The following is an 18,309-nucleotide window of genomic DNA, read 5'->3' as shown; positions in this document are numbered from 1 at the left end:
CATAGCGGCAGCTTTCATAACAGTTTATGACTAGAAATAAATTAAATCAACCTTAAATTCTCTTTATTGCAAATGAAATATTTCAAAATAGAAACTTAAACAATAAACTAGCAGAAATGAGTATTACAACTCTTTCTTAACTTCAATATATTTATTAATTTTGTATAGACTGTAAATATTATGTATACTAGTATATAGTGTTATGGAAAAATGCACAATAACAGGATACATCGTTTTTATGAACTTTATCCATGTAGGTATAACTTTGCAACATAATAAGGAACGTAAATATGACAGAAAAAAGAACTATTGGAAAACTTATCGAAAAAGAGGTTCGCAAGCAACAACTTTCAATTGTTGAATTTGCAGATAGAATTTGCTGTAAAAGGAATAACGTGTATAATTTGTTCACTCGTAATAATATGGATATTCAACAACTTGCATTAATATCCAAAGTATTAGGACGTAATTTTTTCAAAGAATTAGCTGAAGACTTAGAGCTTGCCAATGAGACGGATGAGTCAGAAGAAGATATTCAAAACAGAAAAGCCGTCTCTCAGTTTATGGAAGTAGCCCCAAGAGCATTACGAAAATTGAATGCCTCCCCCATCATTGTATTTAGTGTCAGTGAGAATGGAAAATACGAAGGATGTCCCGTCCCAGACTTTATGCTTCCCGATTATGCTATCTCTTTTACAATTGGAGAGACCTTTCAAGAACGTGCAAAAGATTTCTATCATCCAAGACTTATCTCTATTGAAAGTTTCCAAAACAAAGAAGGCATTGCAATTGAGATCTCGACAAATCATCTGCATGACTCCCGTATCATAAATATAAAGTTAGACTATAAATCAGAAGATGAATGGTATGATACTTTAAAATTCGCTCTTGAAGTCTATAATTCATTTAGAAAATAAAGTTAGAACCGTTATGAAAGTAGATATTGATATATACACAGAGGTCAAAGATTGTACCTATAAAGATGAACACTATTCTGTTCGTGATAATGGAGCAGTCTTTCGTCACGCCAAAGATGGACACAAGCCAAGAAAACTGGATGAACAATGGCTCTTTGGTACTAAGAATGAAAAAACAGGATATATGACTATAGGAGGGCATCGAGTCCACATAATTGTTGCAACAGCGTTCCATGGTAGTCATGATTCAAAAAGAGACATAGTAGACCATATTGATACTAACAGATGTAACAACCGACCAGAAAATTTGAGATGGCTCACAAGGTTAGAGAATGCATTGAACAACCCCGCTACACGAAAAAAAATAGAATACCTATGTGACGGTGATATTCAAAAATTCATCGATAATCCAAGTTGCTTGAGAGATCTTACAGGTACAAATCAAGATGTAATGTGGATGAGAACGGTTACACAGGAAGAGGCCAAAGCAGCTTATGAACGGGTTATGAAATGGGCTGAAAAACCGAGCAAGCCGTATTCCAGTGCAGGTAATATGGGAGAATGGATATTTGCCCAACCTGATTCTCCGATAATTCAAGATACATATAGGCAAGTTCTGTTCCCCGCTCTTTCACCTGATACAGCCTTGCAACGTAAATGGGAAATACCCACTGAATTCCCACTTTGCCCTATCCAAATCAGTGAGACTCCACTTACTTCATATATTGATAACCTTTGTGTTGGGAAAGTTATAACGAGAAATCAATATACTACTCAAATTATAGATGATTTTGCTCTATGTAATGAAAATCTAATAATGGTAATATGTCATAGCCTGTCAGAGGATATAAAGAAATACACCTCTGTTTCTATAACTTTTGAGGATGGTAAATATATCCATGAAGGGCGTACATATTTTGAAGAACGTGGAGCACAAAAGGCTCTCACAATAGCCAAAGGCTTGGAGTGGGATGGACCGGACGGAATTGACGATTATTATTAATATTTATTGTATACATTATGATTGTACCATCAATGACGGAGCAAGAAATCCGTGAAGAACTATTGAAAGATTTAGCAGACTTAGATAAACCAATGGAACGATTTCGTAAGAATTTCAGATCTAAAGTTTTGAAGTCTTATAAGTTTCCAATAAAAACTTCGTATGACTGTAAGAGTGTCAAAAGAAAAAATCTTTTTGTCGTAACTTTTACCGCTGATAAAAGAGGACAGCATGATAATCCCAACATAAGTATGTACTGTATATATGAACGTAAGGAAGGGAAATACGCAGCTGTTTATCAACCTATAACACATAAAATAACAATATATGCCCCCCATTTCTTCAGAAGATACCAAGAGCGTATCCTTAAAGATTATAATTTACCAATGCTTGAAATTATCAAAGAATACTTCAGAAACTGTTGGGGATTAACCAGTGTTGAGATTGATGAGAATTTGGAAACAACCTACCAATGTTTTGAAGGACATTACAATGATGAAGTGATTGATTTTGTATCAGTAACGGCAGGAGGTTACTGTTTTGGAGAGAAGCATGGAAATGTCTCTATTATAAAGACTATTATTTCGGAAGAGATGCTATCTGAAAAACAAAAGACATTTTTCTATGACTTAAAAAAACTATGTGATAATATTCAGATAGATTACAGTAGCAAAGGAATAAAGTATACAATATCTCCAATTGATAAATGAAATCACTATGGTTGGAAGGAGATAGTTGCAGTAGGTAATTCTATAAGTAACTGGACTTTAATAGAATACGTGCATAAAATTCCTCTGCTTAGTGATAGAGGATTATTTATTGATACTAACATCATAACTGGGCATGGATTCGATGGTTTTAAAGTTCCCGTCTATTAGGGAGGAGTTCCGTAATGGCTATCCATTCTTTATGCCAAAGGAGGAATTTATTAATTGCTACAAGAAGTCAGCGATTAAACTTGGAGGAAGCAGGTTGAAATTTGCAGAAGTTGGAATAATGCCAGATAAAATCATATTGGGGTTGGTATTTTAAGTGAATGAAGAAAGGAGGATAGTTTAAAAGCGATCTTTCTTTTTTTATCTTTGTAGGCAGTACTATATGTAGTTTTCAATAATGAGAATAATAACAGTACTATTCAACAGACAATACAATATAACAATATGAATACCGATAGATTGATACCGATGGATTATATTGAGTTGCAGTTTAATCAGTATCTAAAATTATCCAATAACAAAAGAATTATATTTTCAGGTAGAAATCCTCATATTTATTGTAGAAAAACTATTATCGAATAAAAAGTTGCATAAAGAAAAAATCACATATTTAATGGTTTACACGAATAATTAGTCACTCCACACAGGACGAATAGGGTTTAATGAATAAGCACCTCCATGACAATGGGCAAATGAACAATAATCATTAGCAAAACTAAACCATATAGCCATGTTGCTACCTTTGTCAGAAATATCTCCAGTCCAATAAAATCCTATCGGTTCTTCAATATATATTACCTTATTATTTAGCGCACAATAATGACTGGATTCTGTATAAGGCAAAAAGATACTGTTACCATTAGCCCCGGTAAACAGCATACCATAAACACCATTTTTTATAATTTCCTTTCGGGTACATTTATGCTCCAATTCACTTACTTCAGCATCTGTTGGCATGCGCCAATGCCCTCCTTTTCTCACAGTAGCAGCATCATAAGACGTTCCACTTATATGTTGAAGTGGAAGATTATTGTCATATATATAATCAAATATATCATAATGTTCGGGATTACGTGGAGCTGTTTCTGCCCATGCAAAAAAGTCACCTATTTCTTCCGGAACTGATGCTCCTAAATTCTGTGGTGCCCACTTCACACTTAATCCTAAATCCACAGCATCATTACCGCCCCAAACAGCCTCTTTGATAACTTTACCTGCCTCATTATATAAAACAGCTTTCAACATATCATTATCCATCGACGGTGTCCATGTTACTGTTACTATTCCGTTCTCTGCTATCCCGTATTTTGATGATAACCTACCTTCTGACTCAAAAGTCACAAACTGCGGCAATATCGTTGGAGAAGACTTACCTAACAAATAATCAGTATCATATACTTCAAACGAAACAGTAATGGGACAGTCTTTCACAATTTCATTAGAACTGGCTTTATATATATGAATATCAGTAGGAGAACAAAACAGGTCTTTCTCAAAAACATTAAGAGAACCGGTCGTTAAATGTTCCACTTCATAATTCATAAACATTAAACTAAGCCCGGATTCAATATCCATTCCCGTAAAATTTCTCAATGCCCATGCACAATAATCGTTTGAAGGATCAAGCAGTGTCTTTCTGAAACCTCCTTTCAATTGACTTCCAATGTAAGGTTTTATGTCGAATGAAGGACCAAGCAAATCATATAAGGTAACGTGAATTCTCGGATAAAGCCATGCCTTTGCCGTAATACTTCCTTTTCCTTCAATAGTTGGATAAATGGCTTTTTCATCGGATGTTATCTCTTTAACAGGTGAAATCCCATCGTTCTGTGACCATTTAATGCCTACATTTGCAGTGCCTGTATTTTGTACTCCCATATAAGCTGATATTTCCCCATTGGCTTCAATAGAAGCCCCTCTGTATAAATCCGCACTAAGAGTTACACAAATCGGTACACCATTGACATTGAACCATACAAGAATCGGGCGAAACACATTATGCTTACATAATTCATCTTCATTTTCTTGATATTGGATCTTACCAGCAATATCTGCGCGAAGTATAAAATTAGAATAAACATTTCCTTCTACCATTGCACTGACTTCAAGAGCTTTACTTTTATATTGTTTATAAGCATTATTTATTACTTCATTGACAGTCCGTCCACCAAAACTCAAATACATTGTCAAATCTATATTAATACCATAATTTGCTTTCTGCATATATACTTTTGAATTTTCGTCTTTATAAAATGTCATTCCGTCAAAATCTTTTTCCCAATCCCATAAATCGCCAGTTATATGACTTCCCTCACGTGAGACTGTGCGTGTTTGTGCCTTTCCATTTTCGTCACGATATACTATTTTAACCGGAGTATATACATTGTTTGAGGGGTATGCCCTGCTCTTTCCATGGTCAGATGTGGTCAATACAAAATCTGTATTAGCAAATATATCACACATGCTTCCAGGAGTAGCTGTTATAGAAATGTTTTCTCCCTTTTTTTCTACACTTTGAACTATAACTATGTATCCGATAGTATCCGCATCAACAGTCAGAATACTTCCCGGGCGTATTTTTTCTGTAGACATATTTGAGGTGAATGTATACCTTCCCTTATCGGGATCACACTCTACAAGTCGGGTTGTTTCCTGATCAATATTAACATAATCAGGATTTACCAATTCTGTTTCATACTCTTCTTCTGAAGGTAGTGACATATTATCAGGCAAATTATCCTCTTCACTACACGCTATAAACAATATAATTAATAATGTATAGTATACTTTTTTCATATAAATATCGATTAAAATCAAATAAACTACATCTGAATAATCAACATGACAAAATTGAAAACCGTGCCAAGTTATCAAAATAATTTTTATTTTGCAAGAAATTATTTAAGATATTCCACGGCTTCATTTAAGAAATCTTGTTCATTGCTTGTTATTGCATTAAAAAATTTTATATTTCTGTCAGCTCCCCAATACTTCAAATGCAACTTTGCTAATTGATTAGCGGTTTCTTGCCATGCTTCCTTAAAACTATCTGACCTTAATTCATTTCCACACAAATATTGTTCAAATAAGAAAATTTTGCGAGGTTCAGCATTATTAATAAGGTATAAAATAGGATTGGGAACAGGAAAACCGTCCTTTTTTAATAGTTCTAAAATTAAGTATTCTGTTCTATTAATAATCTTTGCAACCATAATATCTTTATCTCGCTCTACTTTAAAGCACTGATAATCGTTTGCAAAAATCGTTCCTTGAAATTGAGATATACGAAAACTTTTTTTTCAACTAAACTTTCATCATCTCATTCCGTCCCTGTTATATTTTTTTTACAATCGATGTATAATCTTCACGAGTAAACATCTTTAAGCCTCCTTTTTGTATTCATTTATAACGCGAATAATTTATATTGAATTATATATTGCAGGGACACAATTCCCTTTTATTAGCTATTATAACATTGTAGCAATCTGATTTTCCAAAGCCTTCTTAATAAAAGCATTAATGGAAACACCCGTCTGTTTAGCTAATGTAGCAATACGACTATGAATCTCCGGTGTAATACGGATATTAAGCGATCCGGAATAGCTTTTATGTGGTTCAATACCCTCTGCCTTGCAATATTCCAAATAATCATCTACCGCTTCATGGAAAGCCGAAGTTAATTCCTTAACACTTTCTCCTTCAAAATTAACTAGTCCGTCAATTCCCTCTATCTTTCCAAAGAAAACACTATCCTTTTCGCTAAAATTGACTGACCCCATATAGCCTTTGTAAGTTAATGTATTCATAATCATCCTCCTTTATTTAATAAATCCAGCTTCTTTCAGATCATTATACACTTGTTTCATTGCGTAACCTTTGATGATATTTCCCGGATGTGGTTTATGTATCATAATGGGACGCCCCAATTGATTTTTGAATATTACCCTTGATCCGGAAGTTTTACCCTTATTGGATCTTTCATAGCCGAAACAACCAAGCAGCTTCTCCATTTCATCAAAGGTAAAATCCGTAGGCAATGAGCTAAAAACGCTCTATTAGTTCCTGAGGTACCGGAGCGTTCCTCATTATATCCGGATAAAAACGGTTCGTCTCAATGGTGGTGCAAAGGACGGACTTCCTCATGACTGGATGATCCAGATATTCCAGAAAACGGGCGGGATTCTTGGATTGGAAGAGATACCAGTTATCAAAACCGTCACAATAGTCCAGTACCTGCTCAATCCACTCTGCCGGGACATTAGCTGCCCATTCATCCGTACTGCTGCCTACAAAGATAAAGTTGCCTTCACCTAAACTCTCTAAATTCAAAGAATAGGGGCTCAGATACCATTTATTCTTGATATACGCAATCCCAATATTTATTGCTGTAAGTATCAATGATATTACTGAAGTTACAATGGCAATCCAACACGTTCTTGAGAGTATGTATTTTCAAGTCCTCTTCTATTTTCTTGTTTGAATGTTCTTTTGTGTAACCTCCATTTTGGATATACTTTATTTCCAAATCTGTTATTTCTGGCAAATCTAAATCTTCCTTTTAAATTTGATTAGTTCATCTGATTATAACCTTCTTTGTAGAAATTCGGTTTCCCAATTTTCATGTCCTCCTCCTTTAAACAAAGCTTTGCAAATTAAGTCCATTGTTAGTCTTTTGTCATCTTCTCCATTATTTCTGATCTTGGTAAAGATACGAGATAATAAACCATATAAGATTTTATCCAATTTTTCATCATGCGTCGTAATCACCCTTATTCATATAGCTCACTTATTTTTTCAAACCAGCCTTTTATTTCTTCAAAAGCATTTAGTTGCACCAGCATTTCTTTTGTTAATTGTTTTGCTAAACATCCATTTACAATAGACTTAACTTCTCCTTGTTTTAATCCTGTTTTGGAAGCAAAGAATGTAGGCAGGTCTTCGTTATCCCAATCTGAAATGGAATTACAATCTACTGTTTTGAAATATTCATTGTAGATTTCTTTTGGAATGTAGTTCTCAAGTTCTCTTTTTTTTGTTAATACGGCAAAAGATTTATCTGGACGGCTATTAATCTTCTCAGCTTGTTCTTTATATTGTTCAGTGTTCCTCCCTGAGCTTGAATCTCTATCATAGATATGAAACTCTATGACATTTGAATCTTTTAGATAATATCTTTCTACCCAATTTTTCAGATTGCCTCCTATCATGGGAATAATACTTATCTGTTTTTCTTCTAAATCAATAATAGACTTTAATTCAGGAATATTTTGATTAATATTCTTCAAGAATCTGATATCATACTCTCCCTCTACGCATATAACAAGTTTTGTTAAGTATGGCATTATTCCTAACGTTTCACGTATATCTGACAATTTATTATTTTCTTCAGAAACAATATTAGGTTTCCCAAATGAATCTTTTTTGATGAGAATAAGACTCTCATTTTTTGCTATTTTTGCAATCTCTGGGCTGTGAGTAGTAATAATCACTTGTCGGTTTTCATCATTAGCAAGTTTAATTAGCGAATCTATTAATATTTTCTGATATTCTGGATGCTGAGAGGTTTCAGGCTCTTCAAGAGCATATATGACCCCTTTTGAACTTCCAGCTCTTTCTTCTGCCTCTGCTCTAAAATAATTGAGTAGTATTAATCTCCTAACGCCACTTCCTCTTTTGTTCATTGGAATCCCTTCATCACCAGTAAATGAAAAGCTAAAAAGAGTATCCCAATTTTTGTTTTTAACGTTAGGATAGAGCGTTTGGCTATTTCGGGATCCATTTCAGACAGTTTTTCTATTGTTCGCTTTCCTTTTTCAATGGCTCTCCGTTCTATTTCTTCAACTACGGATTTTAATTGAACTTCAACCTCTGCAATAGCTTGTTTGGTTATAACTTTTAAGGGATCTTGAACTTCTTTATCTGAATCTTTATTTTGCCTATCTGATTGAAATATGGCAAAATAAGGAAATTCAGAGCTTATGCTATCATATATTCTTTTTATATCTTCTTTATCTATTGGAATAAGGGTTAATTGTTTTTCTTTATTCTGAATAGAGTTATATATCGCTTTTCTGAAATCTGATAGAACTCTTTTATCTGGAACATTTGCATCAAGCCCCTTTGCTGTACATATTTTCTTTAAATCTGTTATTTTCAATGCAACAAGAGGTTCTTCTGAAAATTCTTTTAAATAATTGGCAACAATATAACTCGTTAAACTTTTTGCAGTTAATGATTTCGAGCAATCCCATATTTTTCTTATTTCGAGTAAACCATCTTCATTCAATAAATATTCTGCTTCCAATGATGTTTTTCTTTCTGGATCTATAAGATATTCTTTACTCTTATCAATTTGAAATGCTACACCAATAACAATTTGCGGAGCTGCCCCAACCCTTAAATCTTCCATTTCGATTTTCACTGTTTCATTATTGAAAAAAATTTCAAGTGCTTCTAATATCGTTGATTTACCAACATCATTTTTCCCAATAATAACATTTAGATTATTGTTAAATGGAATCGTTATTTTTTCGTATCCACGAAAGTTCTCAAGGTATAGTTTTTTTAGAATCATGATATTATTCTGTTGATTAGTGTTTCTGTATTAGAAAATGACATAGCGAAAGTAACTCTATTTCTGGAAGTTTCAAACAATTTTATAGACTTTCTTAATTTGAAAGACCTGTTTAGATGCTAAATTTTATCATTTGTCTTCAATTAGCAGGGCTTTTGTCTTCAACACGATAAACTATTCGTTCTGGGAGGAAAAATGTTGTAAAAAGTATAGAGTGGTTCAGAAACAGAAAAAATGTCAGAATTTAGAGAACAAATTAAAGGGAGGAATACAAAAATATCTTTTCTGATTTGTCAATGAAAACAAAACAATAGCCACGCCCACCTATCGGATATAGGTATATAAAAAGAAATAAGGAAACTAAGCAATTAAGTTCAGTCTCCTTTTTTTCTTCTATAATTTGAATCCTTCAGGCAGAATGAGTTCTATTTTCTTCCGTATTCCACTGCCATACCGATATTCCTCCAATTGTTTCTGGCATAGGGAAGACTCAGTAAAGCCCGATTGAGTGATTAACCGTTTCCTTCCTTCAAGCACCCAGTTCATAATTCCGGGTAACTCTGTAGAAACAATCTTCTCGGCCAGTTTCGGATCCACTTCCGACTTGGGTATCTGGACTTTGAAAGGTATAATCTGAAACCTCCTGAAATATCCGTTAGATTTGTCGTTGGTCCTTGGAAGCTCGTTCAGGCAGAAAAGCATCTTGGCATAATCAGTCAGTGTCGCCACATCCTTGTACAACTGTCTTGTGCTGATAGGTTCTCCACTGGAGATACGTTTGAATATATCTCCAGAGAAAGCATTCGGAGCAACATCAGAACAGGTATTCAGCAATTTTCCTGATAAGTTAGCCCTGCTTCTGTCCCCATTCTCACCACACATGTCCGACAAAGATTCATGGGAGATATTCTCCTTGCCTAAAAGAGCCTCGACAATATCCACAAACACCGATTTCCCATTTTTCCCGGAGCCATAGAGGAACAGGCACTTCTCCAGTTTCAATGGAGTAAAGATCCAACCGATATATTCAGCCAACACCTTTTGAGCGTCCTTGTCCGGTAATACTCTGTCCAGATACTTCATGAACATCGGGCACGTCGCATTTGGGTCGTAGGGATAAGGAAGAACATACCTGAAATAATCCAGAGAAGAATGTTGCCCCAGACTTCCGTTTTTAAGATCAAGCGTACCGTTCAGAAAGTTAATTTTCTCCTTGTTCTGTTCTACCGTCAATCCCATAACCGTGTATGGAAACTGCTTGAACAACCCTTCCACCACTTCCCTTTGCGATGCCTCTACCATATTATTTGTCATCATTCCCAAAGCTTCCCTGAGAAATATTTTCAAATCAAAGTCATCAATACTAACCCAATGGTTTCCGGTGTAACAATAAACACACTGGTCCCTGAAAGTTTGGAAAGGATGACCAATACTGATTGCTGTCTGCTGTATCTTGTAACAGATTTCAGCATTCGCCCCCTTCTTATTGGTTGGAGTAATTGATTGGGGAATGGCATTGAGTATATCCCCCAATAGTTTTCTGTAGTCCATAATCTTAAAGTTTTCTATATTTACTACCGATTTTACCTCTGTCATCAGCCCACTTATAGGCTTTCCTTATCTCACGCCTAAGTTCAGGTTCAGGGAAATCTGGAGCTATATATTTTGAGAGGTTCACATAAGCTACTGTTTCAGGAACTCCCTATTCAGCCAATTCTCTGACCCTTTTAATTAAATATGGCACATCGAAAATAAAACGATAAAACAAGGATCATAATTTAAATAAAAATCTTCTATATTTGCAGATACACAAAATAAGTAGTATAAATTTTTCCGACATGAAAAAAGCAAAACTTTTTTGGTTGCAACAATACTTGGCTGCAGCCTATTATTTAACTCCTGTATAGGTTCATTCGGCTTATTTAATCGTTTAAACACATGGAACCAGTCTATTGGAAACAAATTCGTAAATGAACTTGTGCTTTTAGCTTTTAACATTGTTCCAGTTTATGGGGTAGCTTACTTTGCCGACGTTTTAGTAATCAACTCTATTGAATTCTGGAGTGGTTCCAATCCCATGGCTAATGTAGGAGATATAAAGAAAGTAAAAGGAGAAAACGGTAACTATATGGTAAAAACATTGGAGCACCCCCCAAAAAATATACATAAAGGAAATGAGACCCGACTTTGTCTTATCTCCTTTTGTCACCATCATTGCCAACTATGATATCCATTTCTAGCTGTATAAATTTAATGCGATGAGTAAATTGCCCATATAGATACTGTCTATATTCTTATTCACCTGTTTATCTTGCCAGTAACAAACACTTCACGTTAAATATATAATTTACACAATAAGATGAAAAAGAAATGTATTATAAAAGCAGAAAGAACCGAGACCTATTATCTAAAGTTGGTCGAAGAAAAACAGCTTGAACTCATTTGGCATCCGGACCGGAGAGAAAAATGTGGGATTCAGGTTACAGTAAAAGATCATTCGAGTATTGTATATTCATATCGGGAAGACACTCCTATGAGTTTCTTTAGAGAACTGAATATGTTCTACCTTCTCTTAGGTGATTTACAGGAAGACTGGAGTGACGATAGTTGGAAGCCATATGCTATTAAAACTGTCAAATACTTGCGTATGCTGCCTGTAGAGATACAAAGAAAGAATTTGGAAGCTTATCATCGTGCCGTGTCAGACTTGTATGAAAGAATGGGCAATGAACATAAAGCCCGATTGCATTATGAACAGGCATTAATGTATTTTACCGACCCCGAATTTTCTTTTGATTCGGAAAATATAATGAACCTCTTGGATAAATTTCAAGATAGTCCCCAGGCACAGCTTGATATATGTATGTACATCTTGGGATTTATAACGACTGATGGTGTTTGGATAGAACGTGAATATTATGGTTTTTGGCAAAGAGAACATTACGAGTTGGTAGAAAATATATTGAAACACGACGTGTTGCAATATGTCGAGGAAGAAGAGGAACAACCGATTTACGCTTTAATCATATCATGTCTGAAAGGTATCTATTACAAACGGACACAACGTTTCGTTTTAGCAGAAAAATATTTCATGGAAGCTATTGGACTTTGTTCAGCTTTGCCTTATGAGGAGTTTTTTATTAATCCATTGATGATTTATACGCTATTAGGACGGACATATATCGGCATGAATGATATGGAAAAGGCGGATTCCTGTTTTAAAAAGGCTTTGGATATTGATGGTTCGGATGCAGATATATTAAAGCCTCTTATCCTTACGTATTATGGCACCTCAATGGAAGATGAGGATTTTACTGAATTAGATAATGCATACGTTAGTGTTTTCACTGAAACTTGTCAAGGAAATATAGCTTTTTCTCCTTTTGTAAAGAAAGCAATAGATGTTTTTTTTACTCCACCGAAAATTTATAATGAGGATGAAGAAGAAAATTATGATGAAGAACAGGATGAGCGAGAATACGCCTTTGATGACTGGTACGAAATAGCTGAAAGCGGTGATGTGGAAGCCCAATTAATAGTAGGACATTGTTATTTTACAGGTACTGCGGTTACTCAGAATTATCGTATAGCCCGTGAATGGTTCTACTTGGCAGCATTACAAAAGGATGCTATCTCCCAGTGTAATTTGGGCTTTATGTATGAGCATGGATATGGAACGGAAATCAATAAAGAGGAAGCCCAAAAATGGTATTGGAAGTCTGCTCATGAAGCTACGTGGAGACCGAATTTGAAAAATTTTGTTTTAAAATGATACGTTATATCAGGGACGAACAGCATAATACGCTGCTAATGAATGAAATTTCCAAGGTAAAGCACACCTTATGGATGGGAACTGCCGATTTGAAAGATTTATATATCAAGCAAGGAAAATCCTCTATGCCTTTTCTCTCATTGTTAGAACAGGAAATCAAGCAAGGAGTTTCAATAAGACTTTTACATGCTAAAGAACCAGGAGAAAACTTCAAGAACGATTTTGACAAGTATCCTTTGCTATGGGAAGGGTTGGAGCGTTCCTTATGTCCTCGTATCCATTTCAAAATACTGATATTTGATTTACATACCGTTTACATCGGTTCTGCCAATCTTACAGGAGCAGCATTAGGTATGAAAAGTAAAAAGAATCGAAATTTTGAAGCTGGCATATTTACGGATGAACCGGAATTGGTAGAAAATGCTATAGCACAATTTGATAAAGTCTGGATTGGCAAGTACTGCAAAGACTGTGGTAGAAAGAATGTCTGTAAAGATAGGATACGACTATATTAACTCTCAAAAAAGTATTATAAAAATGAATACAGAATTTTATAGAAATCCGGGAAATCTAAGGATAGAAGCAGTACGTTCAGTTCATAACAGGGCGATACTGCCCTCTTTTTTTCTTCTTGACAGGTATAAAATTATCAAAGCTTAAGGTGAGACAGTCAGCAGGGATAGTAATCGCGTATCAACAGTTATTCATCGGAAAGTAATTATTCCGAAGAAAGAAATGACTCTCACAGGTATATAATAGCCTGCTATCATAAAAATGGGAATAATTATTTCCATGCGCTAACATCTAATATCATATATTACACAGATAATTTCGTATATAATGATAAAGGATTCAGTTTTGCTAAAGGGAAGTAATGGACAGACTTATCTACCATAGACGCTTCCCGATTGCAAGTATATCCCGCATCAGGAAGGTATTTAGGAGAATATTGCCCATGAATTACAATGATTCAACCCTTAGGAATGATAACTTACAGGTTAACCGAAGGCAGGATATATAATAAATATACTACAACTATTATTATAATAATCACTCACACGGCGTTTGCCTACAACTAACGAATACAATATTTTAATGCATTTTTTTTTCATAAAATCAGCAATATTACTTAAATAGGATATGTTTTAGAGTAAAAAAATATTACATCCTGTTGACTGGTTAAAGGGTAGTTTGAATGCAGAGAAATATTGCAGAGTCCGGTTGCTCATAAAACAAAAGGGAGTAGATGAAAATGGAACCTCAGTGAGTATCGAGAGAAATTAGTTTCGATAGTTATCTTAGGTGTTTTCAAGCAGACGATGCCGGGCAAATGAAAGCAGAGACCTGTACATTCGAAGTAGTGTTAGTGATCATGTACTATAAACATATCAGTGAAAAATTGACATATATTCGGAGAGCGTCACACGAAAGGGGGGGACAAATTATACACACCTCTTTATTTTTTATATCTTTCTGATTATATGCAACTTACGCAATCCGTAATATTTGTCCCCTTTGAATTTGTCCCCACCTTCACTGACAACAGGACACATGAAATAATATCACTATCTGTGAGTGTTACTGTAATCTTTTATCACCCATGTACGTCATGTGCTATACGGGCACGATAGACCCTTTTCCTGATCGCACTTCTCGAAATGCCATAATTCCTCTCAATATCTTTGTAGGTACATTCCTTTGCTTGGACCTTATTGTAGAAGCCCATGATCTCCTCAAGACTATATTTAGATTTCCGACCCGGACCAACTTTATTGTCACCGCTCTCTTCAGACGGTTCTGTCGGTTCACCGAGATCGTTACTGCCGCCTTTTCCAACGTAGCGGAATTGATCTATTTTTGTACCGGCAAACTCCAATATGGAAACGGCTTCCTTGTTGCCATGCTTCAGTTTCATGAAGCCGAGTACACGCTTGTCAGAACCCTGTTTGCAATATGTAAGATACAGAAAATTGTTCGTAAAACAAACATTCTTCTTGTCCCCTCTTACACTTGCCGGTGTCAAAGGACTGCTCAGTTTCCAGTCTGACCTGGCATGATAAACCTTAAGAGGTGTCAGAGGGCTACCCTTTTCCAGGCCTTGCTGGCGGAGACAGTCCAAATCCGCACAGAACTGCCTCATGGCTTTAACACCCGCACGTTCTTCAAGCTTGGTATAGTTATCAATGATGGCAACCACTCCCGAACCACCGGCCTTTTCCATCTCTTTCTTAATGACAGTGATAATATGGGCAGGAGTGATCCGGCTGCCGGCATATAATTTGAGGGTGGACAGATTGTCAATAACGGAGCCATAATATTCCCTTATCTCATGGTTACTCTGCTCAAGAGAGAACATGACAACCGGCATCGGGGGGATGTCATGCCATTCTGAAGACAGGTTCACGTCACAACGGCCTCGCGCCAGAGCCATAGCAACCTGCATGACGAATACTGATTTGCCACAGTCGGTCGGACCGACAAGGCCGGTATCATAACCTTCACGCAGCCAGGAGAATCCAAGGTTCCTTTCCCCGCTGACATGAACGGTACCGTTCTTCAAAGCTTCGTGGTAACTTTCAGGCATGCCGTCCATATGGAGATCGACAAGGGGCTGACTGGCTTTTGCCGCATCCCTCTCCTTGCGAAGTTCCGTACGCTTTTCCAGTATCTCAATGTCAGCATTTTTCTTGATTTCAATCTCTTTCATATGATGTTCGTGAACTTGTTCATTTTCCTCCATACGATGGGCGTGCTCCCGATCCTCCTCCTGCATCTTACATTCAGAAGTACACTTGATTTCCCCCTGTCTGTTCTCAGACGCATTATTCCGCTCCTTACCCTTACCGTGAGATTTGACGGACGTAACAGCATAACAAACAGGAACTACAACAGCCAGTATGCAACCTGATCCTATGAAGGCATATTTGATGCTCTTTCCGGCACCCAGCTTTCCAATGGTTTCAATAATCCTGACCGGATCTAATATTTTCATCATATGCATATATATTATGTTTTTGGTTAGTGTGTGCAAAAATAAGCATTTACAGGCCTCGATATACCACCTGATAGAAACGATAGAAGCATTTGGGCACATGATAGAAGCATTTATCAAGATGATAGAAACAATATTCCGAACGATAGAAAGTGAATAGGACAGGATATACCCAAAACTGTGCATACCGGGATAAAGGGTATGGCATCAGGGAGGGAAATGGAGAACCGACGGACAGGATCCGCAGGCATCAGGATAAACGCTCCCCTATAAAAAAGAGGAACGGCCATTCCTTTCAGCAACCGGCAGAAATAAAAGGGGGATCAAAAAACAATCAGCTGCATTCAAACAGTTCATCCAACAGGCCATCAACCGTTTTTTTGTCCGCAAAATTCAATTTGGAAGCCATGTCACTAAGATTATCGGAAGGACGCCAGCCCTCTCCTTTGACTATAAAGAACTTTTTAGTTTTGGAGTAGACATCGTTGCTGGTGGCATCTTTACAATCCGGATCATGAATATCCTTACGGGTCAAACGTTTTATCAGATAAGCAAGCTCCTTCTTTTTCTTCTCCCAGCATACGGGCGATGTCTCCGCAGGCTTGTCCTTACCGGAAAGACGAAAATGGAAAACGGAATAATCGGTATCAAGTGAAATAAAGCCGTCCCTTATCAATGCATTATAAAGGAGACGGATCTTCCTCTCATCCAATGACAGGTTGGGGAAATAGTCTTTCTTACTGATTGAAGTACTACGGGAAGAGGGGGCTGCAGGATCCGGTTGTGGGCCGGACGGAGAGACAGGCTCCTGCGGAGAAGGCGGATCCATTGAAAAGAGAGACTGCTCCTTTATATTTTTTCTGGCACAATAATCACGGTATTCGGTCTGTATCTCATAGAGAAAAGACGAATGGCACAAATCATCATATAACCTGTCATTCATCTTACAATCCAGGGAACGGAGCATATCAAACACAAAATCAGAGAATTGGGGAGACTCATCATCATAAAGGTAATAATGCGCAGAATAGATCAGGGAGATGAAATCAAGATATTTGTCATAAACAGGAAAACTGATAATACAACGGATAAACTCCGGGAATAACGCGGATAAAGGAAGAAGCGTTTTATGCGTTAGACTGTAATCACGCCAACGGACATAATTGGAGGAAGACTTCAGGGGCAGTCTCTTACTGACGATCAGAAAACCGCTTATATGGGATTGCAGGGCATGACGCTCACCGTGCCTTAAAGACTGCCATTTCTTCACGCCCAACAAGGCGGAGCCCAAGGCCAGATAGACGGAAACAAAAGTTACGCCCTTGCCTAAAGCACCCGGAACATGCATGGACATCTTCGCTGCGGTTTTCCATAAAGTTTCATTACCCAATCCATCAGCAGCCAGCCGCAAATAATTGTCACCTTTCTCTGAATCCTGGCTCATATAAGAGGTGACCAGAAGGGCAAACAACTTTTCAAAGAAAGACAGGACGTATTGCTCAGAAGCCGGGTGGTCCTCCTTCCGGAGAACAAGCAGATAATCACGAAGCCTTTTTTTAGACCATGATTCTTCTATGATCTTGTGTCGAAATTGATCCATTGGTATCTATGTTATAGATATTTACACTGCAAAGATACGACAGAAAAAAAATATTTGCCACATTTCAGAGGATAAAATGTACGAAGAATATTACAAAAAACATATTGTTTTTTTAATAACAGAAAAAATCCATTTCCCTCAAAATGCATACAAAGCATAACTGACTTCAAGGAAGAATGTAAATATGCAAATTATATAGTAAGTGGTTGAGAATACGGCTATAATCAGCTCCTTGCTTGGCTCATGTAAGGAACGTAATGTTACCCCCAGAGAGTGGCTGAATGATGTGATCGGCAGACTCCCTTATTATCCAGCTCCCAAATCAGACAGAGACCTGAAGGAGCTGCTGCCGGATGTATGGAGAAAATAATCGGGACAGTTCCGGGAAAATGCAGGAAAAAACGGGAAAAAACGAGACTGCCACTAAAAAATCAAATACACAAGATGTAGTTGAGCAGTTGCTCACGAAATAAGCCTGAGTACTTATCTTTTATATAATGGCTCTAGCTGTAACATAAACATAAACTGTAACTTACAAGACATTTTCCTTTGATTATTAAAGCATTACATGCAACTGTAACCTATTATTTATTCCCAAATTGTATAGATTGCACTCTATTAGAGTATGCCTTCCATATGCTTCACATAACAGGTTACACGACAATAATCCCAAAGAATATAAAGAGAAGCAAGCTTTGATATCTTGCCTAATATAGTATTTGCCTTTAGCCATTT

13 protein-coding genes and 3 pseudogenes are annotated in these 18,309 nt (G+C 36.5%); 7 read left to right on the top strand and 9 right to left on the bottom strand.

Features of this window, described 5'->3' with window-relative positions; translation table 11 throughout:
- Positions 1 to 290: 290 nt before the first annotated feature.
- From ACESQI_RS01615 to ACESQI_RS01605, 3 genes are read left to right on the top strand one after another with little or no spacing between them, the layout of a single operon-like run.
- Positions 291 to 917, top strand: a complete 627-nt coding sequence (locus ACESQI_RS01615) for a hypothetical protein (RefSeq protein ID WP_195350195.1) — start codon at positions 291 to 293, stop codon at positions 915 to 917.
- A 13-nt stretch (positions 918 to 930) separates the two neighbouring features.
- Entirely contained in the window at positions 931 to 1,920 is a 990-nt protein-coding gene (locus ACESQI_RS01610) for an HNH endonuclease signature motif containing protein (RefSeq protein ID WP_055172036.1), read from the top strand.
- A gap of 17 nt (positions 1,921 to 1,937) precedes the next feature.
- A complete protein-coding gene (locus tag ACESQI_RS01605; protein ID WP_055171797.1) occupies positions 1,938 to 2,630 on the top strand; it encodes a hypothetical protein in 693 nt (230 codons plus the stop codon).
- Positions 2,631 to 3,266: 636 nt separating this feature from the next.
- Here the strand turns inward: ACESQI_RS01605 and ACESQI_RS01600 are convergent.
- The 7 genes and pseudogenes from ACESQI_RS01600 to ACESQI_RS01570 all read right to left on the bottom strand — a co-directional run bounded on the left by ACESQI_RS01600 (position 3,267) and on the right by ACESQI_RS01570 (position 10,761).
- On the bottom strand, positions 3,267 to 5,432 hold the full coding sequence (locus tag ACESQI_RS01600) for a hypothetical protein (RefSeq protein WP_147400327.1): 2,166 nt from the start codon (positions 5,430 to 5,432) through the stop codon (positions 3,267 to 3,269).
- Positions 5,433 to 5,533: 101 nt separating this feature from the next.
- On the bottom strand, positions 5,534 to 5,848 hold the full coding sequence (locus tag ACESQI_RS01595) for a hypothetical protein (protein WP_055171792.1): 315 nt from the start codon (positions 5,846 to 5,848) through the stop codon (positions 5,534 to 5,536).
- A 255-nt stretch (positions 5,849 to 6,103) separates the two neighbouring features.
- Complete coding sequence (locus tag ACESQI_RS01590; protein WP_055172033.1) at positions 6,104 to 6,442, bottom strand: type II toxin-antitoxin system HicB family antitoxin; 339 nt, start codon at positions 6,440 to 6,442, stop codon at positions 6,104 to 6,106.
- A 12-nt stretch (positions 6,443 to 6,454) separates the two neighbouring features.
- Positions 6,455 to 6,646, bottom strand: a complete 192-nt coding sequence (locus ACESQI_RS01585) for a type II toxin-antitoxin system HicA family toxin (protein ID WP_082431394.1) — start codon at positions 6,644 to 6,646, stop codon at positions 6,455 to 6,457.
- 31 nt (positions 6,647 to 6,677) lie between these two features.
- Positions 6,678 to 7,034 (bottom strand): hypothetical protein, encoded by a 357-nt coding sequence (locus ACESQI_RS01580; protein WP_373125390.1) that lies wholly within the window; start codon positions 7,032 to 7,034, stop codon positions 6,678 to 6,680.
- Positions 7,035 to 7,405: 371 nt separating this feature from the next.
- Positions 7,406 to 9,210 (bottom strand): annotated as a pseudogene (locus tag ACESQI_RS01575) (ATP-binding protein).
- A gap of 393 nt (positions 9,211 to 9,603) precedes the next feature.
- Positions 9,604 to 10,761, bottom strand: coding sequence for a phage/plasmid primase, P4 family (locus ACESQI_RS01570; protein ID WP_226812697.1), 1,158 nt, complete (start codon positions 10,759 to 10,761; stop codon positions 9,604 to 9,606).
- Positions 10,762 to 11,068: 307 nt separating this feature from the next.
- Here ACESQI_RS01570 and ACESQI_RS01565 point away from each other — a divergent pair.
- The 3 genes and pseudogenes from ACESQI_RS01565 to ACESQI_RS01555 all read left to right on the top strand — a co-directional run.
- A pseudogene (locus ACESQI_RS01565) lies at positions 11,069 to 11,407 on the top strand (DUF3332 domain-containing protein); the annotation flags it as partial.
- 162 nt (positions 11,408 to 11,569) lie between these two features.
- Entirely contained in the window at positions 11,570 to 12,982 is a 1,413-nt protein-coding gene (locus ACESQI_RS01560; RefSeq protein ID WP_055171783.1) for a tetratricopeptide/SEL1-like repeat protein, read from the top strand.
- A complete protein-coding gene (locus ACESQI_RS01555; RefSeq protein ID WP_055171781.1) occupies positions 12,979 to 13,497 on the top strand; it encodes a phospholipase D family protein in 519 nt (172 codons plus the stop codon). The genes ACESQI_RS01560 and ACESQI_RS01555 overlap by 4 nt, the downstream gene beginning before the upstream one ends.
- A 1,079-nt stretch (positions 13,498 to 14,576) precedes the next feature.
- Here the strand turns inward: ACESQI_RS01555 and ACESQI_RS01550 are convergent.
- Entirely contained in the window at positions 14,577 to 15,977 is a 1,401-nt protein-coding gene (locus tag ACESQI_RS01550; protein WP_055172030.1) for an AAA family ATPase, read from the bottom strand.
- Between the two features lie 331 nt (positions 15,978 to 16,308).
- Complete coding sequence (locus ACESQI_RS01545) at positions 16,309 to 17,574, bottom strand: hypothetical protein (protein ID WP_055171778.1); 1,266 nt, start codon at positions 17,572 to 17,574, stop codon at positions 16,309 to 16,311.
- Between the two features lie 208 nt (positions 17,575 to 17,782).
- Here ACESQI_RS01545 and ACESQI_RS01540 point away from each other — a divergent pair.
- A pseudogene (locus tag ACESQI_RS01540) lies at positions 17,783 to 17,944 on the top strand (transposase domain-containing protein); the annotation flags it as partial.
- Positions 17,945 to 18,309: the final 365 nt, after the last annotated feature.

The organism is Bacteroides sp. HPS0048 (genome assembly GCF_964240755.1).
In the GTDB taxonomy this organism is placed as follows: Bacteria; Bacteroidota; Bacteroidia; order Bacteroidales; family Bacteroidaceae; genus Bacteroides; species Bacteroides nordii.
The sequence above is the reverse complement of the archived record's forward strand: the minus strand, read 5'-3'. Positions and strand labels throughout refer to the sequence as shown.